The sequence below is a fragment of the Micromonospora sp. WMMA1923 genome (assembly GCF_049179195.1).
Classification (GTDB): domain Bacteria; phylum Actinomycetota; class Actinomycetes; order Mycobacteriales; family Micromonosporaceae; genus Micromonospora; species Micromonospora yangpuensis.
On record NZ_JBMHLZ010000001.1, the window covers coordinates 1135201 to 1161052 of the forward strand.

Sequence of the window (25852 nt, forward strand, 5' to 3'; positions counted from 1 at the left end):
ACTCGTCGGTAACCATCGGCGTCACCCCTGAGCCGGGGTTTCCAGTGCGGGTGTGAGGACCGGCACGAGAAGATCCAGTTGCCACTCCCGGGCACCGACGCCCCGCAGGAACTCCGTCACGGCGGCCTCGGTGATCTCCACGGGCGGCTGCCAGGCCAGCCGGCGTACCGAGTCCGGGGTGATCAGGTTCTCCGGCGGGAGGCGGTGCTCACCGGCGATCCGGACGACCACCTCGCGGCACCGGGCCAACCGGGCCGCCGCCACCGGGTCCCGCTCCGCCCAGCGGTGCGGCGGCGGGGGCCCCTCCACCGCCGGACTCACCGGCAGCTGCGTGTCGGGCAGCTGCCGGGCCTCGTCCAGCGCGGCGAGCCAGGTCCGGGCCAACCGGCGTACCGACCGCCCGCCGAAACCGGGCAGGGTCAGCAGCGTCTTCTCGTCCCTGGGGTCCAGCTCGGCGGCGGCGACGATCGCCGAGTCCGGCAACACCCGCCCCGGCGCCGCGTCCCGGCGCGCCGCGATCTGGTCCCGGGCGTACCACAGCGAGCGGACCCGGGCCTGCGCCCGGGCGCCGCGCACCCGGTGGATGCCGGAGGTACGCCGCCACGGCTCCGCCCGGACCCGGGGCGGCCGGGTGCCGGCAAGGACCAGCGCGGCGAACTCCTCGGCGGCCCACGCCGACTTGCCCTGCCGCCGCAGCTCCGCGTCGAGGGCGTCACGCAGGTCGGTGAGCATCTCCACGTCCAGCGCGGCGTAGGTCAACCACGACTCCGGCAACGGTCGGCTCGACCAGTCCGCCGCCGAGTGGTGCTTCTCCAGGGTGTAGCCGAGCAGCTGTTCGGTCAGCGCGGCCAGGCCGACCCGCTCGAACCCAGCCAGCCGGGCGGCCAGTTCCGTGTCGAAGAGCCGGCGTGGGCGCAACCCCAGCTCCGCCAGGCAGGGCAGATCCTGGTTGGCGGCGTGCAGCACCCACTCGGCCTCGCCGATCACCGCGTCCAGGCTGCTCAGGTCGCCCAGCGGTAACGGGTCGATCAGGGCCGTGCCGGCACCGGCGCGGCGCAACTGCACGAGGTACGCCCGCTGGCTGTAGCGGTATCCGGAGGCACGCTCGGCGTCCAGCGCGATCGGCCCGCTGCCGGCGGCGAAACGGGCCACCACCTCGGCGAGCTCCTCCGGGGTGGCCACCGGCTCCGGGGTGCCGTCACGCGGGGCGGTCAGGGGCACGGGACCGCCGGAGTCCGGGACGCCGTCCCCGTCGACCGCCGGGGCGGACGGCTGGGGCGGTTCGTTTTCCGGACGACTTTCGGCGGCCCGACGGTGCAGGGGTGGTTCGTCGGTCACCTGACAACCCTAGTGCGCGACGTGAAGCACCGTGCGCAGCCGGCCCGGCGTGTGTCGACGGCCCGGCGTGTGTGGGCGGCCCGGCGTGTGTGGGCGGCCCGCGTGCGCAGCTGGCCCGGTGTGTGTGGGCGGCCCGGCCTGCGCAGCTGGGCCGGCCTGTGTCGGTGGCCCGGCCTGTGTCGGTGGCTCAGCGTCGGGAGGTGGGATGCCCCGGGGTGCCGCTGGGTACTTGACCCCGGATGACAGGCTCGGAGGGCGGAGAGACAAACACCGACCGCGCGGGTACGGTCCATCGGGCCGCCTCCCCGGCGCGGATTTCCGGGGCGGCGCACTTCGCGTCGATGGGGAGGGCGTGGCGATGACGGCTGGTTACCCGGCTGATGACGGGCCGGGACACGGCGAGGAGTCGGGCTCTCCGGAGCGCTCGACCCGGCCCGGGCCGTTACCACCCCGCTTCGAACCGCCCCGTGGCTACCCGCCGCGCCCGCCGGCTGCGCCGGGCGTCGGCTGGCCGTCCGCTTCGGGTACCGCCGCCGCTCCCGCTCCGGCCACCCCCGCCAGCTGGTCGTCTGCCCCGGGTCAGGCCGCCGTGCCAGGCCCCGGACGGCCGCCTTCGGCCCCTGGTCAGGGCTATCCGGCGCCCGCCGTACCCAGTCGGCCACCGGCCGGGTCGGCCCAGGGGCACCCGTCGCCGGGCCATTCGCCGGTGCCGGCCCCCCGGTCCGGTTGGGCCGCGCCGCCGGCTGCCGGGTCGTGGCCCGGTGCGGCACCCACCAGCGGTACGCCGACGCCCGGCTCGGGCGGGCCGGTCGGACCCGGCGGCCCGGGTGGGCCGGTCGGCTCGGGTGGACCGTTCGGACCCGGTGGGCCGGTCGGCTCGGCTGGGCCGGTCCAGCCCTGGCCGGGTGGAGCGCCCGCGCCCCCACGGCCCCGGGGCGGCAAGCTGGCCGTCGTCGCGCTGGCGCTGGTCGTCGTGCTGGTCGCGCTGACCGGGTGGCAGGCGTACCAGATTCACGGGCTCACCGGCCGGCTCGGTGAGCTGGACCGCAGCCAGGCCGAGGGACGGGGCAGTGCCGACACCCGGCTCGACAGTCTGGAGGCGCGGGCGGAGGACCTGGAGCGGCAGACCTTCAACCCGGAGACCATCGCGACCGCCGTGCTGCCCAGCGTCTTCCGGGTCCGGGCCGGCCCGGCCACCGGTACGGCCTTCGCCGTCGGCAAGCCGGCCGCCGGTGGCGGAGCGAACCTGTTCACCAACTTCCACGTGGTCGAGGCGCTCTGGGAGAGCGGCGGTCGGCAGGTCTTCCTGGAACGCACCGACCAGCGGTTCCCGGCCACCATCGTCGACGTGGACCGGACCAACGACGTGGCCCACCTGCGTACCACCGGCACGTTCGCCGGGCTGGTGGCGGCGACCGAGCCGGTCCGGTCCGGTCAGCAGATCGTCGTCGTCGGCGCACCGCTCGGGCTGGAGGACAGCGTGACCACGGGCGTGGTCAGCGCCTTCCGCGAGGCCGACGGCAGATCCGGGCCGGTCGTACAGTTCGACGCCCCGATCAACCCGGGCAACTCCGGCGGCCCGGTGATCAACGGGGCGAAGGAGGTCGTCGGCATCGCCACGGCCAAGGCGCGCGATGCCGAGGGCATCGGCCTCGCCGTACCGATCAAGACGGCCTGTGACGCCTTCGACATCTGCTGAGCGGTCGGCCGTCGTACCCGCGGTACCGGACGGGGCGCCACCGCGTGGCGTCCCGCGACCGGGCTCTGGCAGCGGGTGGGCCCGGTCCGGGCCGGCCGCCGCCAGGCTTTTCCGGACCGCCGTGACCCCGTAGGGACCCACCCTCTGGAGGAAGAGTTGACCCAACCACCGCTCGGGCCGCAGGGGCACCCCCAGGAACCGCCTCCCGGTCCGCAGCCGCCCCGAGGCGCCGTCTACGGCAGAGCACCCGATGCCGGCCCGCCGTCCGAGCCGCCCCCCGTTTCCGACCAGCCCGCCGCGCCGTACCACCCACCGCAGTCCGGAGCACCGCAGTCCGGAGCACCGATGTCCGGAGCGCCGATGTCCGGCCCACCGCAGTCCGGTCCGCCTGGCTACGGAGCGGCGAGCTACGGTCCGCCGCAGCCGGGCTCGCCGCAGTCCGGCCCGCCTGGCTACGGAACGCCGCAGTCCGGCCCGCCTGGCTACGGCCCGCCGCAGTCCGGTCCGCCTGGCTACGGCCCGCCGCAGTCCGGCCCGCCGCAGTCCGGGGCGCCGATGTCCGGTCCGCCGCAGTCCGGTCCGCCTGGCTACGGGGCGGCGCAGCCCGGGGTGCCGGGCTATGGGCCACCGATGTCCGGCCCACCGATGTCCGGCCCACCGATGTCCGGGCCACCGCCGTACGGGTCACCGATGTCCGCTCCGCCGGGGCCGTACGGGGTGCCGGCCGCACCGGCCCGGCGTGGTCGGGCCGTGCCGGTGTTGGCCGTCGTGGCCGGCCTGCTCTTCGTCTTCGGCGGGGTGATGACCGGGCTCTTCGTCGTCAAGGGCAACGAACTTGACCGTACCGAGCAGCGGCTCACCGCGACCTCCACGGACCTTGACCAGCGTAAGAAGGACATGGAGAAGCTCAACGGCGAGCTGAAGACCGCGCGGGACAAGCTGGCCGACACCGAGCAGGACCTCACCGGCACCCGCAACGACCGGGACGAACAGGCCCGGCAGAAGCGGGTCATCGCCAACTGTCTGGACAAGCTCACCACCGCCCTCAACGCGGCGGCCCGCAACGACCAGTCCGGGTTCAGCCGGGCAACCCAGGGCATGGACCAGATCTGTGACGAGGCGGAACGGTACCTCTGACACCGGTCACCGGCACCGCCCACCGGTGCTGATCGACTCGGTTGGGCTGAGGTGGCGGCATCGACCGGCCCCGGACACCGCCATTCCGCCACAACCGAGTCGATCAAGACGGCGCGGACGGACGCCCCCCTTCCGGGCGGCGCACACCGGCCCGACACCCGCCCGGCCGGCGGCGCACGCCGCGGGCATCCCGCCCGGCCGGGGGCGTGGCCGGTCAGGCGGTGCCGGCCGCGCGGCGCTGCGGTAGTGCGGTCACCCCGGGCGGCGGCAGGCCGGCGGTCGAGGCGAGCAGGGTGCACCAGGCCATCAGGTGCGGCAGGAGGTCCTCCCCGAGCGGGGTCCAGGAGGCCCGGATCTCGATGTCGCCGCCGGCGGGCGGCCCGGCCAGCTCACCGAACCGGGTCGACATGGTCTGGGTGACGGTCCCGCCGAGGGCGCGGTGCCGGGCGTCCTGCGCGTCCAGCGCGTCGGTAAGCCAGGTCCAGCCCACCCCGGGCAACAGCGGGTCGGCGGCCAGTTCGGCCTCCAGGTCGGCGGTCACGTAGGTGACCAGGCGGAGGCTGCCCTGCCAGGCCTCGTGTCCGGCCGGGTCGTGGAGCAGGATCAGCCGGCCGGTGCCCACCTCGTCGCCGTCGCGGAACACGGTGGCCGAGAGCGCGAAGGCGTACGGGGCCAGGCGCTGGGGTGCCCCCACCTCCTCGAGCACGATCTCGGCCCGGGGGGTGGCCGACCGCAGTCCGGCGACCGCGCGGGCGAAGGTCTCCGGGTACGCGAGCGGGGGGGCCATGCCGGCAGCCTATGTCGCCCGCCGTCCGGCCGCCCGGATGGCACGCCGGGTCAAGCCCACCGTGACCTGTCCCGGCCCCGCCCCTCCCGGCGGCCCCGCCCCGCTTCGGGCTCGTCGTCGGCGAGGGGGTGAGAAGGGGACCCCGCTATACCGTAAGCGTTAACAAGGGGCCCTTCCTTGCACTGGGGGTGGGGGTGGGACGATGGGGGGGATGACCACCACCGCCACGGGCGCCGACGCCCGAGACCGAGAACCCCGCCCGGCTACGACCGATTCGCCGTTCGTCCGGGCCTGCCGCCGCCAGCCGGTCCCGCACACGCCTGTCTGGTTCATGCGTCAGGCCGGACGTTCCCTGCCGGAGTACCGGGCGATCCGGGCGAACGTGGCGATGCTGGAGTCCTGCCGCCGGCCCGACCTGGTCACCGAGATCACCCTTCAGCCGGTACGCCGGCACGGGGTGGACGCGGCGATCCTGTTCAGCGACATCGTGGTGCCGGTCGCCGCGGCCGGCGTCGAGCTGGACATCGTGCCGGGCACCGGTCCGGTGGTGGCCGAGCCGGTGCGGACGGCCGCCGACGTCGAGCGGATCCGGCCGATCACGGTGGCCGACGTGTCGTACGTGGACGAGGCGGTCCGGTTGCTCGTCGCCGAGCTGGGCGACACGCCGTTGATCGGCTTCGCCGGCGCGCCCTTCACCCTGGCCAGCTACCTGGTCGAGGGCGGGCCGTCGCGGACCCACGCCAAGACCAAGGCGCTGATGTACGGCGACCCGGACCTCTGGCACGCGCTCTGCGGCCGGCTGGCCGAGGTCACCCTGGAGTTCCTGCGGGTGCAGGCCGCCGCCGGGGTCTCCGCGGTGCAGCTGTTCGACTCGTGGGCCGGCGCGTTGTCGGAGGCCGACTACCGTCGGTTCGTGCTGCCGCACTCGTCGAAGGTCCTGGCCGGGCTGGCCGACACCGGGCTGCCCCGGATCCACTTCGGGGTGGGCACCGCCGAGCTGCTCGGGGCGATGGGCGAGGCCGGCGCGGACGTGGTGGGCGTGGACTGGCGTACCCCGCTGGACATCGCCACCGGCCGGATCGGCGCCGAGCGGGCGGTGCAGGGCAACCTGGATCCGACCGTGCTGTTCGCCCCCTGGCCGGTGGTGGAGGCCGAGGTGCGGCGGATCCTGGAGCAGGGCCGGGCGGCTCCCGGGCACGTGTTCAACCTGGGCCACGGGGTGCTGCCGGAGACGGATCCCGACGTGCTGACCCGGGTGGTCGCGCTGGTGCACGAGGTCAGCGCGGGCCGGGTCGACCAGGGCCGCTGACGATGCGGCGGCCCTGGCGGGTGGCGGTGGTCGGCGGCGGGATCGCCGGGCTGGCCGCCGCGCTCCGGTTGCGCGACCGCGCCCCGGCCGGCACCGAGATCACCGTGTACGAGCGGTCCGGCGCGTTCGGCGGGAAGCTGCGCACCGGTGAACTGGCCGGTCAGCCGGTGGAGTTCGGTGCCGAGTCGTTCCTGATGCGGGACCCGGCCGGTGGCGAGTCGGCGGCGGTGGCGCTGCTGCGCCGGCTCGACCTGGCCGGGGAGATCGTGCACCCGACGGTCGGGCAGGCCGCGCTGGCCGTCGACGGTGGGTTGCGTCCGGTCCCCGGCGGCACGCTGGTGGGCGTACCCGGGGATCTGGCGGCGGTGGCGACGGTGGCCCGGCCGGACGCGGCGGCCGACCGCGACGAGGGCCACCCGCTGCTGGCCGAGGGGGCGGACGTCGCGGTCGGGGCGCTGGTGCGCCGCCGGCTCGGCGACGAGGTGGTGGACCGGCTGGTCGACCCGATGCTCGGTGGGGTGTACGCCGGTCGGGCCGACGACCTGTCCCTGGTGACCACGATGCCGGCGCTGGCCCGGGCCGCCCGCCGGGAACACACGCTCACCGGCGCGGTCCGGGCCGCCCAGGCGGCGGCGCCCCGCGCCCCCGGTGCGCCGGTCTTCGGCACCCTGGCCGGTGGGCTGAGCCGGCTGGTCGAGGCGGCGGCGACCGCCAGCGGGGCGAGGTTGCGTCGTGACGCGACGGTACGGGAGCTGATCCCGACCGCCACCGGTTGGCGGCTGACCGTGGGCCCGACCCGCGATCCGGAGTGGGTGGCGGCCGACGCGGTGGTGCTGGCGGTGCCGGCCCGGCCGGCGGCCCGGCTGCTCGCCGGGGTGGCCCCGCAGGTGGCCGGGACCGTCGGCGGGCTGGACTACGCAAGCGTCGCGCTGGTCACCCTGGCGCTGCCCGAACCGACGCTGCCCACGCTCTCCGGTTTCCTGGTGCCCGGCACCGAGGGGCTGCTGGTCAAGGCGGCGACGTTCTTCACCACCAAGTGGGGGCACCTGCGCCGGCCGGACGGGCTCGCCCTGGTCCGCGCCTCGGTGGGCCGGTACGGGCAGGAGGCCGACCTGCAGCGCCCCGACGAGGATCTGGCGGCGACCGTGCACCGGGAGTTGTCCGCCGTGCTCGACACCGCGCTGCCGGCCCCGGTCGCCGGTCACGTGCAACGCTGGGGTGGGGCGCTGCCGCAGTACACCCCGGGACACGCGGCCCGGCTGGCCGGTGCCCGTACGGCGCTGCGCGCGGCACATCCGACGCTGGCCCTGGCCGGGGCCGGCTACGACGGGGTCGGCATCCCGGTCTGCGTCCGCTCCGGCGAGACGGCGGCCGAGGAGATCATCACCGCACTGGGAGGAACGGGGTCACCATGACCGAGCAGACCAACGCGGCGCGGCTGCGGGAGCTGAACGCGCGTATCCGCTACACCATGTGGTCGGTGTACCGGGCCAGCAGCCCGCTGCCGTCACTGCGGGAGAACGTCGTCGGCGAGGTCGAGTCGCTCTTCGCGGAGCTGGCCGGCAAGGACGTCACGATCCGGGGCACCTACGACGTCTCCGGGCTGCGCGCCGACGCCGACCTGATGATCTGGTGGCACTCCGCCTCCAGCGACGACCTGCAGGACGCCTACCAGCGGTTCCGGCGGACCACCCTGGGGCGGGCGATGACCCCGGTCTGGTCGCAGCTGGCGCTGCACCGGCCGGCGGAGTTCAACCGCAGTCACATCCCGGCGTTCCTCGCCGACGAGCAGCCCCGTGACTACCTCTGCGTCTACCCGTTCGTCCGCTCCTACGAGTGGTACCTGCTGCCGGAGGCCGAGCGCCGGGAACTGCTCGCCGAGCACGGCAGGATGGCCCGGGACTACCCGGACGTACGGGCCAACACGGTCGCCTCGTTCGCCCTCGGCGACTACGAGTGGATGCTCGCCTTCGAGGCCGACGAACTGCACCGCATCGTCGACCTGATGCGGGAACTGCGTGCCTCGCGGGCCCGCCGGCACGTCCGGGAGGAGATCCCCTTCTACACCGGCCGCCGCCGTCCGGTCGCCGAGATCGTGGCCAGCCTGGTCTGAGCCCCCTGCCGCCGGCTAGCCCCGGCGCTTGTCCGCACCGCCGGCTAGCCCCGGCGCTTGCCCTCAGGTGGCGTCCACGCCGACAGCAACGCACCGGGGTCGGATCCGATCGACTCGGGTCCGACCCCGGTGCGGTTACCGGATCAGGCGGTGGCGGTACAGGTGGGGGTGGGTGCGGCGGGGGTGCCGGTGGTCGAGCCGGTGAAGCCGAAGCTGGTGGTGCCGCCGGCGGCCAGGGCGCCGTTGTAGCCGGCGTTGCGGGCGGTCACGGTGGATCCGCTGCTGGTCACCGTGGCGTTCCAGGAACTGGTGATCTGCTGGCCGCTGGGGAACGTCCAGGTCACCGTCCAGCCCTTGATCGCCGTGCTGCCGGCGGTGACCTGGACCTCACCCTGGAAGCCGCCCGACCACTGACCGGTGCTCCGGTAGGTGGCGGTGCAGCCGGCCGAGCCACCCGGCGGGGTGGTCGGTGGGGTGGTCGGCGGCGTCGTGGGTGGGGTGGTGGGCGGCGTGGTCGGCGGCGTCGTGGGCGGGGTGGTCGGGTTGCTGCCGCCGAAGTTCACGTCGCTGCACAGGTAGTAGGACTGGTCGGTGTGGCTGGCCTGCCAGATGGTGTAGACGATGTGCCGGCCGGTGCGCCCCGGGGCGTTCGTCGGGATGTCGATCTGCACGCCGCCGGTGGTCGGCGTCCACTGCGAGGCCGGGGTGTTGCCGATCTGGCCGGCCAACTCCAGGTCCTCCCAACGCAGCGGCGAACTCAACGCGTTGAAGCCCTGCTTGGTGACGTACACCCGGATGTAGTCGGCGCCGTGGCTGGCCTGGTCGAAGAAGCGGACCCGGAAGTTGTTGGCGACGTTCGTCGTCCGCCAGGCGCCCGGCGTGTCCAGGGAGCGGTACCGGCCGTTCTCGGTCCGGCCGCCGCTGCACAGCTGCCCGTTGGGGATCGCACCCTGGTGGTTGCCGGCGACGCCCTCGCGGAACAGGCCGTTCCAGTTCCACATGGCGTTCGGGTTGTCCTGCCAGGCCTGCCAGCACATCGGGTCCTGGGTGGCCATGTTCGGGTTCTGGAAGTCGCTGCCCCACCGCTGCCAGCAGCCGTAGTTGCGCGAGGCCGGGTCGACCACGGAACCGTGGGCGGACGCGGGGACAGCCAGCACGGTGGTCAGCAGCAACACGGCCGCCGCGCCGGTGGCGAGCAGCCCGCCCACCAGCGGGATGCGTCGTGATCGGGAGATGATGGACATGGGTTGAGCCCCCAGGAGAGAGATCGGTCGTCGTTACGTCCGGACGGCCGGGAGTTGCCCTCGTCCCGTGCCACGTCGTACGGCTCCCACACCGCTACTGCCTCGCAGAGTGGCATATGTATTGGCGAGAGTCAATCTGAGGGGGGTGGTCGGAGCTGCTCGGTCAGCCCGGGCGGCGCATCGGCACGTGCGGGATGCCGTCCTCGACGTACTCCGGACCGGCGACGGTGAACCCGTACCGGCGGTACCAGCCGGTCAGGTGCGACTGCGCGTGCAACTCGCTCGGCCGGTCACCGACCACCCGCAGCGCCTCGGTCACCAACCGGTCGGCCAACCCACGGCCACGCTCGTCGGGGGCCACCACCACCCGTCCGATCCGGGCCGTGCCGTCGGACTCGGCCAGGATCCGCAGGTACGCCAGCACCCCACCGGCCCGGCCCAGCCACAGGTGGCGGGTGCCCGGCTCGACGTCCCGGCCGTCCAGTTCCGGGTACGGGCAGGCCTGCTCCACCACGAACACGTCGATCCGCAGCCTCAGCAGGTCGTGGAACGTACGCGGATCCAACTCGGCGAACGACGCCACCCGAACCTCGATACCCCCCGACCCCACCCGCCCACACTACCCAGTAAGGAAGGGCCCCCTGTTATCGCTTTCTGTTGTACAGGGGTCCCTTCCTAACGCGTGCCCGACGGTGGCCTGGCGCGTGGCCGACGGTGGCCTGGCGCGTGGCCGACGGCGGCCTGAGGGGTGCCCGACGGTGGGGGCCGGCGCCGGGGGCGGCGTTGGTGGGGACGGATCAGGCGGGCCGGGCCCCGACCGCGTCGCGGATCTCGGCGCCCCGGGCGCCCTCCTCGCTGCGGGCACAGTGACCGCAGCAGAAGAACCGCCCGGACACCTCCACCCCGTGCCCGACGATCCGGATCTGGCAGTGCTCGCAGATCGGCGCCAGCCGGTGTACGGCGCATTCGAAGCTGTCGAAGGTGTGCACGTCGCCGCTGACCGTCCGGACCTCGAAGGCCATCCAGTAGTCGTTGCCGCAGACCTCACAGGTCGCCATCGGAACCCCCGTCGCAGTCGTTTCGTCCAGCCTGCGCCCGGTCCGGGGCCGATGGGGAACAAACGCCCCAAGTGCCCTCCGGAGGGCGGCGCGTCGCCGTCGGTGGGTCGGGCGTTAGGCCGGGTGACGGCGTACCCCGCGGAGGATCACATGATCAAGCGCAGCAAGCTGTTCGGCAACCAGACCCGGGTGACCTTCTGCCTGCCCCGGGAGACGCCGGCCGGCACGGTAAGCGTGGTCGGCAGCTTCAACGACTGGGCACCGGGCCGACACGAACTGGTCCCGCGCCGTGACGGCACCCGTACCGTCACGGTGAAGCTCGGCCCGGGAGAGCACCGGTTCCGTTACCTGGCCACCGGCGGCGTCTGGCTCGACGACGAGTATGCCGACGAACTGGACGACCAGGGCGGCCGGCTCCGCCTCTGACGGTGCCGACCCACCCGGTCAGCCCTGGCTCGGCTCCAACCGGATGGAGACCGAGTTCACGCAGTGCCGGGTGTCCTTCGGGGTGAAGCCCTCACCCCGGAAGACGTGGCCCAGGTGGCTGTCACAGCGGGCACAGCGGATCTCGGTACGGGTCATCCCGAGGCTGTGGTCGTCGATCTCCTTGACCGCACCGGGCAGGGCGTCGTCGAAACTCGGCCAGCCGCAGTGCGAGTCGAACTTGGTGTCGCTGGGAAAGAGCTGCGCTCCGCAGGCCCGGCAGTGGTAGACACCCGGGGTCTTGGTGTCGACGTACTCGCCGGTCCACGGGCGTTCGGTGCCGGCCTCGCGCAGGACCCGGAACTCCTCCGGGCTCAGCCGGACCCGCCACTCGTCCTCGGTACGGGGCAGTTCGCTCTCGTCAAGACTCACCCGTCAACGGTACGCCGACTGTCGGTGGCATGGCATATGGTCGCGCCATGGGGGCTACCAGGGCCACAGGCACCGGCAGATCCACGGACAGCGGCAGTGCCAGGGCGGGCGGGCGGAAGGCGGCGGCGGAGCTGCTCGAGGTGGCCGGGCACGAGGTCCGGCTGAGCAGCCCGGACCGGGTGATCTTTCCGCAGCGCGGTTTCACCAAGGCTGACGTCTTCCACTACTACCTCGCCGTCGGCGAGGGCATCATGCGTGCCCTGCGCGACCGGCCCACCACCCTGCAACGCTTCCCCGACGGCATCGAGGGGGAGGCGTTCTTCCAGAAACGGGTGCCGGCCCGGGGCGTGCCGCCCTGGCTGGCCACCACCACGATCAGCTTTCCGAGCGGTCGCAGTGCCGACGAGCTCTGCCCGGTCGACCTGGCCCATGTGGCCTGGGCAGCGCAGATGGGCACCGTCGTGTTCCACCCCTGGCCGGTGCGCTCGGCCGACGTCGACCGTCCCGACGAGTTGCGCATCGACCTCGACCCGCAGCCCGGCACCGACTTCGCCGACGCGGTCACCGCCGCCGGGGAGGTCCGGGCGATCCTCGACGAGCTGGGCGCGACCGGCTGGCCGAAGACCTCCGGTGGTCGGGGCGTCCACGTCTACCTGCGTATCGCACCCCGCTGGACGTTCACCGAGGTGCGTCGGGCGACCATCGCGCTGGCCCGGGAGGTCGAGCGCCGCCGACCGGACCTGGTCACCACCGCCTGGTGGAAGGAGGAGCGGGGCGAGCGGGTCTTCGTCGACTACAACCAGATGGCGCGGGACCGCACGATCGCCTGCGCGTACTCGCTGCGGGCCACCGCCCGCGCCACCGTCTCCACCCCGGTCGACTGGGCCGAGTTGCCCGACGTGGACCCGGACGACTTCGACCTGCGCACTGTCCCGGCCCGGCTGGCCGAACGGGGCGACCCGCACTCGGGCATCGACGACGCCCCGTGGGACATCACCGAGCTGCTGGAGTGGGCCGACCGGGACGACACCGACGGTCGGGGCGACCTGCCTTATCCGCCGGACCACCCGAAGATGCCCGGCGAGCCCAAGCGCGTCCAACCCAGCCGCGCCAGGCCATCCACCAGCTGAAAACCATGAGCCCCGGGTCAGCTGCGGGGCATCAGCGCCTCGACGGCCTCCTTGGCGGTACGCAGGTCGGCGCCGGTGGCCTCCCGGTAGGCCTTGATCGCCTTGATCTTCTCGCCCCGGTCCAGGTGCTCGCGGACGCCCGGCACGATCGGCCGGTTGTCGACCACACCCAGGTGGTCCATCACCAACTGGAGCTTCCGCTCGATCTCGCTCAGCCGGTACGCCTGGCGGGGGCTGGGCTTCGATCCCCGGCTGGCGAGCAGCAGGACGAGGCCGAGGACGAGGGCGGTCGACGACAGGATGAGTTCCATCCCCGGGATTCAACCAGGTCCCGGCCAGCGGCTTCCCGACTGCGCTGCCCGACCGGAACCGATCAGCCGGTAACGATCACGTAACGGGCGCGAACCTTTTCCCCGGCGTACCCGGTCTTCCTGGTCATCGATCCAGCGGTGACCGGGGGAGGCGTCGGGATGACGTTGGTGTTCAGGCGGGCGGGCCAGGCCCGGGGCCTGCTGGCCGCCGCCGCGCTGGCGGCGCTGGTCGCCGTGGCGTCGGTCGCCGGGCTCGCCGAGTACAACCGGCGGGCGATCGACGCCGGTCAGCGCAGCCTGCTCGCCGCCGCGCCCGCCGCGGAGCGCACCCTGCTGATCAGTGGTGCCGGTGGCACCGGGTACGCGCAACGGGACGCCACGGTACGGGCCGGGTTCGCCGACGGGCTGGCCGGGTTGCCGGTCACCGTCGCCGCGGCGCGCTACGGCACCGGACGGGAGTTGACCGGGGACCTCGGCCCGGCCCGGGTCGGCGACGATCCGGTCTTCGCCAGCCTGACCAGTCTGGACGACCTGGCCGGGCACGCCGAGCTGACCGCCGGTGGCTGGCCCGCTCCCGGGTCCGACCCGGTGCAGGTGACGCTGCCGGAGCGGGTGGCGGCCAGCCTCCAGGTGGGTGTCGGGGACCGGATACCGGCCCGGGACCGCAGCAGCGGCACCGCCAGCGACCTGCTCGTCTCCGGCACCTGGCGACCGGTCGACGGCACCGACCCGTACTGGCGGTTGGCCCCGGGCGGGACCGCCGCCGACGCCGGTTCGGTCACCTCGTACGGGCCGTTCGCGATGGACCCGGCGGACTTCGCGGCGGCCTTTCCCCGGTCCTTCTCGGCGGCCTGGCTTATCGAGCCGGACCTGGCCGCCGTCAGGCCCGGCCGGCTGGCCCCGGTGAAACAGGCGATCGCCGAGGCCGCCGTCGAGGTGCCCGAGGCCGCCGGGCTCGGCTCGTCGGCGACCACCGCCACCAGCATGGACGAGCTCATCGACCGGCTCGGCCGGGCCGACCTGGTGGGGCGCTCCGCGCTGCTGACCCCGTTGCTGTTGATCGTGGTCCTCGGCGGGTACGCGCTGGTGCTGGTCGCCGCCCTGCTCCACGACGACCGCCAGGCCCAGACGGCGTTGCTGCGCGCCCGGGGCGCCGGACGGGGCCAGTTGGCCGGGCTCGCGGTCCGGGAGGCGACCCTGGTGGTGTTGCCCGCCGTGCTGCTCGCGCCCCCGCTGGCCGGGCTGGCGGTGCGCGGCTTCGACGATCCGAGCGCCCGGCCCGGTCTCGGTGGCACCGGTTGGGCGGTGGCGCTCGCGACCGCCGTGGGTTGCCTGGTCGCTATGGTCCTGCCGGCCCTGCGGCGGGCCGGTACCTACGTCGCCGACCTGGCGGTCCGGTCGCGGCCCGGCCGTCAGGTGGCCGCGCAGCGGGCCAGCGTGGATCTCGCCCTGGTCGGGTTGGCGCTGCTCGCCTGGTGGCAGTTGCGCCGGTACGCCGGACCGCTCACCGGTTCCGGCGGCCGGCTGGGCATCGATCCGCTGCTGGCCACCGCCCCGATCCTCGGGGTGCTGGCCGGCGCGGTGATCGCGCTGCGGCTGCTGCCACCGGGTACCCGGTTCGCCGAACGGTTCGTCGACCGGCGACCGTGGACGGCCACCGTGTTCGGCATGTGGCAGGCGGGTCGCCGACCGCACGCCGGGCCGGTGCTGCTGCTCGCCCTGGCCGTCGGCGGCAGCACGCTGGCCTGGTCGCTCCTGGCGACCTGGGAGAGGTCCCAGTCCGACCAGGCCGGGCACGCCGTCGGCGCGGACCTGCGGGTGGTCGAACGGGACGCCGCCGCGCCGGTGGGGCGGGCCGGCGAGTTGGCCGACCTGCCCGGCGTGCGGCGCGTCGTACCGGCCTGGCGGGACGAGGTACGCCTCGGTCGCGCCGACCTGCCGGTGACCGTGCTCGCCCTGGACGCCGCCGCCGGCCCGGCCAGCACCGCCGCCGGCCCGGCCAGCACCGCCGCCGGCCCGTCCAGCACCGCCGCCACCGAGCCGGCCAGCCCGGCTGGCCCGGCCAGCACCGACCGGGCCGGCTACGGGGTCGTCCAGCTGGACGAGCGGCTCACCGACGGGTCGGCGGTGGAGCTGTTCCAGCGGCTCGTGCGGGCCCGGGGCACCCCGCTGGGCACCGGGCTGCCCGCCGGCACCCGACAGCTCACCGGCACCGTCGCCACCCTGGGACAGCAGGCCGTCCGCCCGCACCCGGTGACCGTGTCGGTGCTGGTGACCACGGCCGACGGTCAGGCGTACCGGCTGCCGGTGGCGCAGTCGGACAGCGCCGGCCGGTCGACCCGGTTCACCGTCGACCTGCCCGCCACCGGAGGCTCGCCGTTCCGGCTCGCCGGGTTCACCGTCGAGGCCCCGCCGCTGGCCCCCCGGTACCGGGTGGAGATCGCCGACCTCGGGGCGGTCGGCCCGGACGGGGCCGCCGCGCCCGTGCGGCTGGCCGGCGGGTGGGTGGCCATCGACAACGAGGAGCCGCCCCGGCCGGTCGTCACCGGAGCCACCACCCTCACCGCGGAGCTGGCGCTGCCGCCGGCCGGCGGTGTCGAGGGCTGGTACGTCACCCGACCGTCGCTGCGCTACGCGTTGGTGCCGCAGGCCTCCGCCGCACCGGTGCCGGCCCTGCTCACCCCGGGTACGCGGGCGGCGTTGAGCCTGCGGATCGGTGACACGGTGACCGTCGCCCTGTCCGGTGTCTCGGTGCCGATCCGGGTGCTGGGTGAACTGGCGGCGGTGCCGGCGACCGGGGGCGACGCGATCCTGCTCGACCTGCCGGCGGCGGTGGACTGGCTGGTCCAGGCCCGTGGCGCGATCCGCCCGGTACCCGAGTGGTGGGTGCGGGTCGACGACGGCGACCACGCCACCGCCGCCCGGCAGGCCGCCGACCTGGCCGGCGTCACGGTGGCCGACCGGCATCAGCTCGCCGCGACGGCGGCCGGTGATCCGTACTGGCGGGCCGCCCGGACCGGGCTGCTCGCCGCCGCGTCGGGCTCGGTCCTGCTCGCCCTGGTCGGGTTGGCCGTCGACCTCTGGGCCACCGGCCGGCAGCGGTCGACCGAGTTCGCGGTGCTGCACACCCTGGGCGCCACCCCCCGGTTGCTGGCCCGGACCCTCCTGACCGAACAGGCCTTCCTGGCCGGGGCCGGCGTCGGGGTGGGGTTGCTGGTAGGTGCCCTGGTCGGCGCGACGACAGCGCCGCTGGTGATCGTCACACCCACCGCCGGCCGTCCGGTGCCCGAGCCGGCCTTCGAGCTGCCCTGGCTGCCGGTCGGGGCGACCGCCCTCGGTCTGCTGCTGGCGGCGTTGGTCGGTAGCGCGCTGGTCGCCGCCGGCATCCGGCACCGGGTGGCCGTGGCTCGGCTGCGGATCGGGGGCGACCGATGACCGGCGTCGTCCGGCGGATCCGGGCCCACCGTGGGTCGTTCCTGCTCCTGGCCGTGTTGACCCTGGTCGTCACCGCCGGGGTCAGTGGGGTGCCGCGGTTCACCGCCCGGCTCTCCGATGAGGGGTTGCGCCAGCACCTGGCGGCCCAGCCGGCCACCCAGCGGGACCTGAGTTACACCACCGTCGCGGCCGCCCGGCCCGACGCGGCGTACCGGAGCAGGCAGACGGAGTTGGCGGCCCGACTGGACCGGATGCCGCCGGAGGTACGCCACGCGGTGGCGCACGGGTGGTACCTGGCGGAGACCGACCCCGGTCGGCTGGCCGGCCCCGATCTGGCGGCCCGGAACCTGCTGGTCGACCTGAGGCTGCGCGCCATGCCCGAGGTGGGGCGCGCGGCTGCCCTGGTCGACGGGGCCTGGCCGCCCGAGACGCCACCCGCGATGCCGCCCGAGACGCCACCCGCGATGCCGCCCGAGACGCCACCCGCCCGGCGGCAGCCCACCCCGCTCGCCCTGGCCGTTGACGTGGCCGAGCGGCTCAACCTGCGGGTCGGCAGCCGGCTCACGCTGGCGGCGTCGTCGGCGGAGCGTCCGCTGGCCGGCGTCGAGCTGGTGGTGGTCGGGTTGTTCCGTCCGGTCGATCCCGCCGACGGCACCTGGGACACGTTGCCGCCGGTGCTGCGGGTCGTCCAACCCGAAGGGGAGGGCAAGCCGTTCAACGTGGTGGGTCTGGTCGGCGCCGGTGGGTTCGACGACCGGGCGGCGGCCGGCTGGCCGGTACGGTTCAGCTGGCGCTACCGGGTGGCTCCGGACCGCATCGACGTGGGTGACCTGGACCGGACCATCGACGCGCTGGCGGTGCTGGGCCGCGACGCCGGCACCGAGGCACCCCTGACCCAGGGCCTGGACCTCGTGCTGCGGGAGTTCGCGGCGGCGGCTGCTTCGGCCCGCAGCCTGCTCGCCGTGGTCTCCGCCGGGATGCTGGCCACCCTGGCCGGCCTGGTGGTGCTCACCGTCGGCCTGGCCGGGCGGAACCGGAGAGCGGAGTTCGCGCTGATCCGGGCGCGCGGCGGCACCCGGTTCGCCCCGGCCCGCCGCTGCCTGGCCGAGTCGGCGCTGGTGGTCGTGCCCACCGCGGTGCTCGGCGGGCTGCTCGGCAGCCTCGTCCCGACCGCCCCGTCCGGCCATCACGGGGGTGGCTCGGCCGGGGTCGCGCTGCTCCTGGTCGCCGTCGCGGTCACCCTGGCCCTGCCGCTGGCCGCGCTCGCCGTACCGGCCGGCACCGGTGGGCGGCGTGACCTGATCCGGCTCAGCCCCTCGGCCCGCCGGCTCACCGGGGAGGTGCTGCTGCTGGCGCTCGCGCTGCTCGGTGTGCTGCTGCTGCGCCGCCGGGGCCTGGCCGTCGGCGGGGTCGACCCGCTGCTGGTGTCGGTGCCGGTACTTGTCGCGGTGGCTGCGGCGGTGTGGGCGCTGCGCGCGTACCCGTGGCCGTTGCGCCTGGTCAGCCGGTTGTCGGCGGGTACCCGGGGCAGTGTGTTCTTCCTCGGCACCGCGCGGGCCGGGCGGGCGGGGGTGGCCACCCCGCTGGTCGTGGTGGTGGTGGCGGTGGCGACCGCGGCGTTCTGCGCGGTGGTCACCGCCGGGATCGAGGCGGGCCGGGACCGGTCGACCACCCGCGCGGTGCCGGCGGACGCGTTGGTCCACGGCTACCGGCTGGCTCCGGAGACCGCCGACGAACTGGGCCGGCTGGCCGGGGTACGGGCGGTGACCCCGGTGCTGGCCGAGTCGGGCCGTACGCTGGCCCGCGACGCGGTCGGGACCACGGCGGGCGTCGGCGAGACCGCGGTGCTGGTGGTCGACGGTCCGGGGTTGGTCGACGCCGCCGCCCGCGCCGGACGGGCCGTGCCGGTGCCCGACGCGCTCCGGACCAGCGGCACGGCGACCGGTGCGGTGCCGGCGGTGGTCTCCCCGGCGGTCGCCGCCGACCTGGCCGGGGCCGGCCTGGACCGGTCCGCCTTCGTCGAGGTCCAGGGCGAGCGGTACGAGTTCCGGGTCGCCGACACGGTGGCGGACTTCCCGTTGCTGCGGCCGGGCACCGAGCGGTTCGTCGTGCTGCCCTGGCAGACGTTGCCGCCCCGGCGGTACCCACCGGCGCCCACCGGATTCCTGCTGGCCGCCGAGGACCCGGACGTCGGCGCGTTACGGCGCGTCGGCGACGCCGGCCAGCGTCGGTTCCAGACCTCCGGCACGGTCACCGCGACCACCGTGCCGCTGCCGGTGACCGTCTCCACCTGGGCCGACCTGCGCGCCGAGCGGGCCGCCAGCGGGGCGAACGGGCTGCTGGCCTTCGGCTTCCTCGGTGGAGCCGTCGGCGGCACCGGTCTCGGTCTGCTGGCGATCGTCTTCACCGTGCTGGCCGGCGCCCGGGACCGGGGGCGGCTACGGTCCCGGCTGCGCACCCTCGGCCTGTCCCGCCGGCAGTGGCGGGGGCTGCTGCTGGTGGAGCTGGTGCCGCTGGTCGGCGTCGCGATGCTCACCGGTGCGCTGGTGGGCGCGCTGCTGCCGGTGCTGCTGACCCCGGTGCTGGGGCTGTCCGCGTTCACCGACGGAGGAGAGTTGAGTTGACCACCACCGCATCCGGGAGCACCGGAACCGACGGCACCAGGCCCGACGCGACCGGGCCGCCGGACCTGGCCGACCTGCACCGGCGGGCCGCCCGGCGGGCGGCCGAGCGGGCCGGCGGGCAGGACCGGCTGCGCGGGCACATCGTCTGCGACGGTCTGGTCCGGATCTACCGCAGCGACGGCGTCGAGGTGGTCGCCCTGCAGGGGCTGGACCTGGTCATCGACCGGGGGGAACTGGTGGCGATCGTCGGCGCGTCCGGATCGGGCAAGTCCACCCTGCTGAACATCCTCTCCGGGTTGGACACCCCGACCGCCGGCATCGCCCGGGTCGCCGACTACGACCTGCTCGCCCTCTCCGCCCGAAGGCGGCTGAGCTACCGGCGGCAGGTGGCCGGCTTCGTCTGGCAGCAGACCAGCCGCAACCTGCTGCCGTACCTCACCGCCGTGGAGAACGTGGAGCTGCCGATGCGGCTGGCCGGCCGCCGTGGCCGCCGGGCCCGGCGCGAGCGGGCCCGGGAGTTGCTGGAGCTGGTCGGCCTCGGCCCCGGCGCCCACCGCCGGCCGGAGCAGCTCAGCGGTGGCGAGCAGCAACGGTGCGCGGTCGCGGTGGCGGTGGCCAACGATCCGGAGGTGCTCTTCGCCGACGAGCCCACCGGTGAACTCGACGAGGCCACCGGGGCGGAGGTCTTCGCCGCCCTCCGGATGATCAACGCCGAGCTGGGGGTCACCGTCGTGGTGGTCACCCACGACCACGCCGTGGCCGACCAGGTCCGCCGGACCGTCGCCATCCGCGACGGCCGGACCGCCTCCGAGGTACGCCGTACCGCGCGGGTCGGCGCCGACGGCGCCACCGAGCTGGTCAGCGAGGAGTACGCGGTGCTGGACCGGACCGGGCGGATGCAACTGCCGGCGGCCTTCGTCGACGCGCTCGCGCTGCGCGACCGGGTCCGGCTCGACCTGGCACCCGACCACGTCGAGGTCCGGCCGGCCAACGGCGGGCCGGCGGCCAACAGCGGGCCGGCCAACGGCGGGCCGGCGGCCGACGGCGGGCCGGTCAACGGCGACCGGGTGACCGACGGTGGTGGGCCGGCCGACGGTGGCACGGTCGACGACGACCCGCCGGAGGTCGGTCAACCGGGCGGGAGCTGGCGGGACGGTGACCGGCGGGGTGACGTCGCCGGGCGGGACGGGGCAGGGGCATGAGTGAGCAGGCCGTGGTGGGCGCGCACGGGCAGCCGGTGACCGGGCCGGTGGTCCTGGTCGAGGGGTTGCACCGCAGGTTCGGCCGGGGCGAACGCGCCGTGCACGCGGTGCGCGACGTCTCCCTCTCGGCCGGGCGGGGCGAGCTGGTGGCGATCCGAGGCCGTTCCGGAGCCGGCAAGACCACCCTGCTCAACCTGGTAGGCGGCCTGGACCGCCCGGACGCCGGCCGGGTCGTCGTCGCGGGCCGGGAGGTGACCACCGCCAGCGAACGGGAGCTGCTCGACCTGCGGCGGGACCGGATCGGGTTCGTCTTCCAGTCCTTCGGGCTGCTCCCGATCCTCTCCGCCGCCGAGAACGTCGGCGTGCCGCTGCGGCTGGCCCGGGTGCCGGCGGCGCAACGGGAGAAGCGGGTGGCGGTGCTGCTGGAGTTGGTCGGGCTGGGGGACCAGGCGGCGCAGCGCCCGTACGAGCTCTCCGGGGGTCAGCAGCAGCGGGTGGCGGTCGCCCGGGCGTTGGCCAACGACCCGGAGGTGCTGATCGCCGACGAGCCCACCGGACAGCTCGACTCGGAGACCGGCCGCGCCATCATGGACCTGTTGCGGGCGGTGGTGCACGCCCGGGGGATGACCGCGCTGGTGGCCACCCACGACCCGGCCCTGATCGAGGTGGCCGACCGGACGCTGACCCTGCGCGACGGCCACCTGGTCACCGACTGAGGGGTCGGGTCGTGGCCGGGCGGCCCGGGTCGGGCCGGTGGGTGGCCGGTGGGCGGGCCGGTGGGTGGCCGGTGGACGGGCCGGGTGGCCGGCACCGGGATCGTGCCGGCCACCCGGGGCGGGTCGCCCTACGCCGGTTGCTGGTCCGCGCTGCCCGGTACCCCCTGCACCGGCGGCGCGTCCGGGTTCACCCGGGGGCGTCCCCCGCCGGCATCAGGCCCGGGACCACCGCTGGTTGGTGCCACCGTGGCAGGTCCACGCCAGCACCGTGGTGCCGTTGGTGGTGCCGCCGTTGTTGACGTCCAGGCAGAGGCCGGGATGCCGGACGTTGCTGATCGTGCCGTTGCTGTTGAGGTTCCACTGCTGGTTGGTACCGCCGGTGCAGTCCCAGAGCTGCGCCGGGCTGCCGGCGGTCGCGGTGGTCGGGATGTCCAGGCACTTGCCGAGCACCCGCAGGGTCTGGCCGGTCTGGGTGAACTGCTGGTTGGCGTTGCTGTGGCAGTCCCAGATCAGCATCGTGGTGCCGTTGGCGGTGCCACTGTTGTTGACGTCCAGGCAGCGGTTGGCGGCCTCGCTGCGCAGCCGGAAGGTCGGCGTGGGCTCCGGGTTGCCGGTGCCGCCGCCACTGACCCGGTAGACCACCGTGCCGTGCGCCGGGACGCTTGCCGAGATCGCGCCGGTGCTGGTCGAGGTGGCGTTGGTCCAGGCGTCGCGCAGGGTGAACGAACTTCCGGTCTTGCCGACGGCCGCCGCCGTGGTGGAGACCGTGGTGGTGGCGTTGCCCTGGTTGAACAGGGCCACCGCGACATCGCCGTTGGCCAGCCGCTTGGCCAGCACCCGTCGGGTGCCGTCGTTGGAGACCTGGACCGCCTGCAACGCCAGCGGGTCCTGGTTGATCGCGATCAGGTTCTGGTTGCGCAGGATGTTCAGGGTGGCGGCGTTGGCGTTGCGGATGTCGTTGCCGGCGATCAGCGGGGACGCCATGATCGACCAGAGGGCGAAGTGGCTGCGCATCTCGGTGTCGGTCATCCCGCCGTTGCCGACCTCCATCATGTCCATGTCGTTGAACGATCCGGGTCCGGCGTACCCGGCCAGCGGCACGGTGACGTTGACGATGTTCTGGACGCCCATCGGGTAGCCGTTGGTCTGGCCGGTGTTCCACGCGTTGGTGATGTCCTCGGTGGTCCGCCACATGTTGGCCACGTCGCCCCAGTTGCGCTGGGGGCCGGTCTTCTCGTGGATGCTGTTCGGGTTGATGCTGTAGAGGATCGGCCGGCCGGTGGCGGCGAGGGCGTCGCGCATCCGGGCGAAGCCGGTCACCTGGTCGTTGATGGTGCCCCACGGCGAACACCAGTCGTACTTGAGGAAGTCCACGCCCCAGTTGGCGAACTGCTGGGCGTCCTGGTACTCGTGACCGAGGCTGCCGGTGGCACCGGGCCACGCTCCGAAGTACTGGGCGCAGGTCTTCTCCCGGGGCACCTGGTAGAGGCCGAAGAGCAGGCCACGGGCGTGCAGGTAGTCACCGAGGGCCTTCATGCCGCTGGGGAAGCGGCCCGGATCGGCCTGGAGGTTGCCCTGGGCGTCCCGGTTCGGGTTGAACCAGCAGTCGTCGACGACGACGTACTTGTAGCCCAGGTCGCGCATCCCGTTGTTGACGATGGCGTCGGCCATCTGGCGGATCAGCGCCTCGTTGATGTTGCAGCCGAAGGTGTTCCAGCTGTTCCAGCCCATCGGTGGGGTGCGGGCCACCCCGTTGTTGAGCGCCTGCGCCGGTCGCGGTGCGGAGAACCCACCGACGGCCGTCGCGGCGAGGGTCACCAGCAGCACACCCATTGCGGCCCACAGGCCTCTTCGTACCCGCATGCAGTCCTCCCGAGCGAAACGGGTGCCGCGACGGCACCCCGACGGTGGCCGGCCGACCCGGGCCACCTCGCCGACCGTGGTGGCGGGGGTACGGATTGCGCGGCCGTTGCCGAAGCATTACGCGCCAGCTACCGCGATGTTATCGATAACATCCATGGCTGTATATAGATGGGGGGAGTGCGTCGGCGGAGCCGCGGCTCAGCGGGCCGGGCAGCGTAGGCCCTCGCGGGGCACGGTCAGGTCGATCAGGTACGCGTCCACGGCGTTGGTGACGCAGGCGGTCTGCGGGTACGCGGTGTGCCCCTCGCCCTCCCAGGTCAGCACCCGCCCCACCCCGAGCATCGAGGCCAGGGCCGGGGTCTGCTCGTACGGCGTGGCCGGGTCGCCGGTGGTGCCGACGACCAGGATCGGCGGCGCTCCGTCGGCCGTACCGGTGGGGTAGGGATCGCGCTGGCCCGGCCACTCGACGCAGGTCAGCATGCCGACCGCCAACGCCGGCCCGAAGAGCGGGTACTGCTGGCGCCACTGCGACTGCAGCTGACGGATCTGCGCCACGCTCGGCTTCTGCTCCTCGTCGGCGCAGTTCACCGCGAGGTTGGCGTCGAAGAGGTTGGAGTACCGGCCGTCGTCCTCCCGGCCGGCGTACGCGTCGGCGAGGCGGAACACCTCGCTCGGGTCGCCGCCGGCCAACCGGTCGATCGCCCGGGCCAGCTCCTGCCAGCCCGCCTCGGTGTAGAGCGAGGAGACGATCGCGTAGAAGATCCAACCGGCGGTCGCCTCCCGCCCCTGCGGATCGCGGACCGGTGCCGTGCGGGCCTTCTCGATCGCCGAGGTCACCGCCGCGCGGGCGTCCGGGGCGATCGGACACCGCTGGGCGTTTGCCGCGCACCAGCGGGTGAAGTTGTCGAACGCCCGCTCGAAGCCCTTGGCCTGCCCCTCCGAGCCGGCCACCAGGTCCTGCCGCGGGTCGACCGCCCCGTCGAGCACGAACGCCCGCACCCGCTGCGGGTAGAGCTGGGCGTACGTGGCACCGAGCAGGGTGCCGTAGGAGTAGCCCAGGTAGGTCAGCTTGTCGTCGCCGACCGCCGAGCGGATCGCGTCCATGTCCCGGGCGGCCTGCTCGGTGGCGTACAGCGGCAGCTGGTCGCCGTAGCGGTCACCGCAGGCCCGACCGATCCGCTGGCTCAGCGTGACGAGGCCGTCGAAGGACTGCTGGCTGGTCGGATCGGGGTCGTAGCCGAAGCTGGCGTCCAGGTCGGCGTCGGAGATGCACTTGACCGGGCTGGAGCGGGCCACCCCGCGCGGGTCGAAGCCGACGATGTCGAACCGTTCGGTGACCGAGTCCGGCAGGCCACCGAAGGCCGAGCCGAAGGAGAGGTAGACGGCGGTGTCCACCCCGGACCCGCCCGGACCGCCGGGGTTGATCACCAGGGAGCCGATCCGGTCGCGCTGCGTGGTGGACCGGGCGCGCAGCAGCGCGATCTCGAAGGTCTCCCCGCTGCCCGGCCCGGCGGTGGCGCCGCTGCCGTCACCCCAGTTGCGCGGCACCGCGATCCGCGCGCAGTCGTAGCGCATCTCCGGTGCGCCGCGACCTACCAACTCGGTGGCCACCTCGGGACAGGGCCGCCAGTCGGCGGCGCCCCCCGGTGGGGTGACCTGCCGGTCGGGGCCGCGCTCGCTCTCGGCGTCGGTGCGTGGGGCGAACGCCGGCAGGGTGCAGCCGGCGGCGACCAGAGCCGCCGCGACGAGCCCGGCGAGAGTGCTGCGGACCCGACGGATCCGGTGCGGCGTACGGGTCACGGGCTGCCCCTCCTGGTCGTGTCGGTGGCCCACGCTACGCCGGCTCCGCCGTGGTCGTGGTCGCCGGCTCCGCCGTGGTCGTGGTCGCCGGCTCCGCCGCCGTCGCTGTCGGCTTGACTGTCGGCTCCGCTGCCGGCGCGGCCGGGTCACCCCGAAGCACCTCGTCCACGTCGAAGCGGACCGGGCGGTCGAGCTGGTCGTATCCGCAGGAACGCGGGTCGCGGTCGGGCCGCCAGCGGACGAACCGGGCGGTGTGCCGGAACCGGTCGCCCTCCATGGCGTCGTAGCCGACCTCGGCGACCAGTGCCGGGCGCAGCGGCTCCCAGGACAGGTCCTTGCCGCCGGTCCAGCGGCTGACCCCGCCGGGAATGCGCTGGCCACGCTCGTGGTCGCCGTGCGCCCACGGGTGCTCAGGCCCGGCGTCGCGGTACGGCTGCAACTCGTCCACCAGCTCGGCCCGGCGGGCCGCGGTGAACGAGGCGCTCACCCCGACGTGGTGCAGCACGCCCGCCTCGTCGTAGAGGCCGAGCAGCAGTGACCCGACCACCGGCCCGGACTTGTGCCAGCGGAAACCGGCCACCACCACGTCGGCGGTGCGGGCGTGCTTGACCTTGAACATGAGTCGCTTGCCCGGCGCGTACGGCAGGTCGGCCGGCTTGACGATCAGCCCGTCCAGACCGGCGCCCTCGAAGATGTCGAACCAGCGACGCGCGGTGGCCGGATCGGTGGTGACCTGGGTGACGTGCACCGGCGGGCGGACCTGCGCCAGGGCCGTCTCCAGCCGGGCCCGGCGCTGCGGGTACGGCTGGTCGACGAGCGACTCGTCGCCCAGGGCGAGCAGGTCGAAGGCGACGAAGTCGGCCGGGGTCGTCTCGGCCAGCAGCCGCACCCGGGAGGCGGCCGGATGGATCCGCTGGGCCAGCAGCTCGAAGTCGAGCCGGGGCTGCCCGTCCGGGCTGTCGCGCCGAATCACGATCAGCTCGCCGTCGACCGCGCAGCGCCGGGGCAACTGCCGGCGGGCCTGCTCGACGACCTCGGGAAAATAGCGGGTGACGCCCTTACCGCCCCGACTGGCCAGCTCCACCTCGTCGCCGTCACGGAAGATGATGCAGCGGAAACCGTCCCACTTCGGCTCGTAGGTCGCCCCGGCGGCGGTGGGCAGCCGGGCGACGCTCCTGGCCAGCATCGGCTCGACCGGTGGGTTGATCGGCAGGTCCACGGCGACAGTCAA

Annotated in this window: 19 protein-coding genes and 2 pseudogenes; 11 read left to right on the forward strand and 10 right to left on the reverse strand. The window is 74.4% G+C overall.

The window, feature by feature from the left end:
- Nucleotides 1-21 precede the first annotated feature (21 nt).
- Complete coding sequence (locus ACN28G_RS05200) at nucleotides 22-1338, reverse strand: ribonuclease D (RefSeq protein WP_421478541.1); 1317 nt, start codon at nucleotides 1336-1338, stop codon at nucleotides 22-24.
- A gap of 358 nt (nucleotides 1339-1696) precedes the next feature.
- Here ACN28G_RS05200 and ACN28G_RS05205 point away from each other — a divergent pair, with 358 nt between their 5' ends.
- Nucleotides 1697-3037 carry a trypsin-like peptidase domain-containing protein gene (locus tag ACN28G_RS05205; RefSeq protein WP_421478543.1) on the forward strand — a complete coding sequence of 447 codons (1341 nt, stop codon included), beginning with the start codon at nucleotides 1697-1699 and terminating at the stop codon, nucleotides 3035-3037.
- A gap of 690 nt (nucleotides 3038-3727) precedes the next feature.
- Entirely contained in the window at nucleotides 3728-4174 is a 447-nt protein-coding gene (locus ACN28G_RS05210) for a hypothetical protein (RefSeq protein WP_229688617.1), read from the forward strand.
- Nucleotides 4175-4388: 214 nt separating this feature from the next.
- On the opposite strand, the gene ACN28G_RS05215 is transcribed toward ACN28G_RS05210, so the two are convergent.
- Nucleotides 4389-4961: a DUF3000 domain-containing protein gene (locus tag ACN28G_RS05215; protein WP_091435670.1), complete on the reverse strand. Its 573-nt coding sequence runs from the start codon at nucleotides 4959-4961 to the stop codon at nucleotides 4389-4391.
- A gap of 211 nt (nucleotides 4962-5172) precedes the next feature.
- Here ACN28G_RS05215 and hemE point away from each other — a divergent pair, with 211 nt between their 5' ends.
- The 3 genes from hemE to hemQ are packed head-to-tail and all read left to right on the forward strand — an operon-like array spanning nucleotide 5173 to nucleotide 8383.
- Nucleotides 5173-6270 (forward strand): uroporphyrinogen decarboxylase, encoded by a 1098-nt coding sequence (gene hemE, locus ACN28G_RS05220; RefSeq protein ID WP_091435671.1) that lies wholly within the window; start codon nucleotides 5173-5175, stop codon nucleotides 6268-6270.
- A 2-nt stretch (nucleotides 6271-6272) separates the two neighbouring features.
- Nucleotides 6273-7685 (forward strand): protoporphyrinogen oxidase, encoded by a 1413-nt coding sequence (gene hemG / locus ACN28G_RS05225; RefSeq protein ID WP_091435672.1) that lies wholly within the window; start codon nucleotides 6273-6275, stop codon nucleotides 7683-7685.
- Nucleotides 7682-8383 carry a hydrogen peroxide-dependent heme synthase gene (hemQ, locus tag ACN28G_RS05230; protein WP_091435673.1) on the forward strand — a complete coding sequence of 234 codons (702 nt, stop codon included), beginning with the start codon at nucleotides 7682-7684 and terminating at the stop codon, nucleotides 8381-8383. Before hemG ends, hemQ begins: the two co-directional genes overlap by 4 nt.
- A gap of 143 nt (nucleotides 8384-8526) precedes the next feature.
- Here the strand turns inward: hemQ and ACN28G_RS05235 are convergent, their stop codons facing one another.
- The 3 genes from ACN28G_RS05235 to ACN28G_RS05245 form a co-directional block, all read right to left on the reverse strand.
- Nucleotides 8527-9627, reverse strand: coding sequence for a lytic polysaccharide monooxygenase auxiliary activity family 9 protein (locus tag ACN28G_RS05235; protein WP_421478545.1), 1101 nt, complete (start codon nucleotides 9625-9627; stop codon nucleotides 8527-8529).
- Nucleotides 9628-9790: 163 nt separating this feature from the next.
- Entirely contained in the window at nucleotides 9791-10222 is a 432-nt protein-coding gene (locus ACN28G_RS05240; RefSeq protein WP_421480862.1) for a GNAT family N-acetyltransferase, read from the reverse strand.
- Between the two features lie 202 nt (nucleotides 10223-10424).
- The gene (locus ACN28G_RS05245; protein ID WP_091435681.1) at nucleotides 10425-10685 is read right to left on the reverse strand and encodes a Prokaryotic metallothionein; all 261 of its coding nucleotides are present in this window, start codon (nucleotides 10683-10685) and stop codon (nucleotides 10425-10427) included.
- Nucleotides 10686-10835: 150 nt separating this feature from the next.
- Here ACN28G_RS05245 and ACN28G_RS05250 point away from each other — a divergent pair, with 150 nt between their 5' ends.
- Nucleotides 10836-11111, forward strand: coding sequence for an isoamylase early set domain-containing protein (locus ACN28G_RS05250; RefSeq protein ID WP_091435684.1), 276 nt, complete (start codon nucleotides 10836-10838; stop codon nucleotides 11109-11111).
- Between the two features lie 18 nt (nucleotides 11112-11129).
- Here ACN28G_RS05250 and msrB read toward each other — a convergent pair whose 3' ends face one another.
- Complete coding sequence (gene msrB / locus ACN28G_RS05255) at nucleotides 11130-11540, reverse strand: peptide-methionine (R)-S-oxide reductase MsrB (protein ID WP_091435687.1); 411 nt, start codon at nucleotides 11538-11540, stop codon at nucleotides 11130-11132.
- 47 nt (nucleotides 11541-11587) lie between these two features.
- Here msrB and ligD point away from each other — a divergent pair, with 47 nt between their 5' ends.
- Nucleotides 11588-12670 (forward strand): non-homologous end-joining DNA ligase, encoded by a 1083-nt coding sequence (gene ligD, locus ACN28G_RS05260; RefSeq protein ID WP_421478547.1) that lies wholly within the window; start codon nucleotides 11588-11590, stop codon nucleotides 12668-12670.
- Nucleotides 12671-12687: 17 nt separating this feature from the next.
- Here ligD and ACN28G_RS05265 read toward each other — a convergent pair whose 3' ends face one another.
- Complete coding sequence (locus ACN28G_RS05265; protein ID WP_139135628.1) at nucleotides 12688-12981, reverse strand: hypothetical protein; 294 nt, start codon at nucleotides 12979-12981, stop codon at nucleotides 12688-12690.
- 159 nt (nucleotides 12982-13140) lie between these two features.
- Between ACN28G_RS05265 and ACN28G_RS05270 the strand changes: the two genes are divergently transcribed.
- From ACN28G_RS05270 to ACN28G_RS05285, 4 genes and pseudogenes are all read left to right on the forward strand, one after another.
- Nucleotides 13141-16416 (forward strand): FtsX-like permease family protein, encoded by a 3276-nt coding sequence (locus ACN28G_RS05270; RefSeq protein WP_421478549.1) that lies wholly within the window; start codon nucleotides 13141-13143, stop codon nucleotides 16414-16416.
- Nucleotides 16413-19040 (forward strand): hypothetical protein, encoded by a 2628-nt coding sequence (locus tag ACN28G_RS05275; RefSeq protein WP_421478550.1) that lies wholly within the window; start codon nucleotides 16413-16415, stop codon nucleotides 19038-19040. Before ACN28G_RS05270 ends, ACN28G_RS05275 begins: the two co-directional genes overlap by 4 nt.
- Nucleotides 19037-20032, forward strand: a pseudogene (locus ACN28G_RS05280) (ABC transporter ATP-binding protein); the annotation flags it as partial. The gene ACN28G_RS05275 and the pseudogene ACN28G_RS05280, both read left to right, overlap by 4 nt.
- A 206-nt stretch (nucleotides 20033-20238) precedes the next feature.
- Nucleotides 20239-20958, forward strand: a complete 720-nt coding sequence (locus tag ACN28G_RS05285; protein ID WP_421478552.1) for an ABC transporter ATP-binding protein — start codon at nucleotides 20239-20241, stop codon at nucleotides 20956-20958.
- A 213-nt stretch (nucleotides 20959-21171) separates the two neighbouring features.
- On the opposite strand, the gene ACN28G_RS05290 is transcribed toward ACN28G_RS05285, so the two are convergent.
- The 3 genes and pseudogenes from ACN28G_RS05290 to ACN28G_RS05300 form a co-directional block, all read right to left on the reverse strand.
- The gene (locus tag ACN28G_RS05290; protein ID WP_421478554.1) at nucleotides 21172-22821 is read right to left on the reverse strand and encodes a glycoside hydrolase family 27 protein; all 1650 of its coding nucleotides are present in this window, start codon (nucleotides 22819-22821) and stop codon (nucleotides 21172-21174) included.
- Between the two features lie 198 nt (nucleotides 22822-23019).
- Nucleotides 23020-24621, reverse strand: a complete 1602-nt coding sequence (locus tag ACN28G_RS05295; RefSeq protein WP_421478556.1) for an alpha/beta hydrolase — start codon at nucleotides 24619-24621, stop codon at nucleotides 23020-23022.
- A 118-nt stretch (nucleotides 24622-24739) separates the two neighbouring features.
- Nucleotides 24740-25840 (reverse strand): annotated as a pseudogene (locus ACN28G_RS05300) (ATP-dependent DNA ligase); the annotation flags it as partial.
- Between the last annotated feature and the right edge of the window lie 12 nt (nucleotides 25841-25852).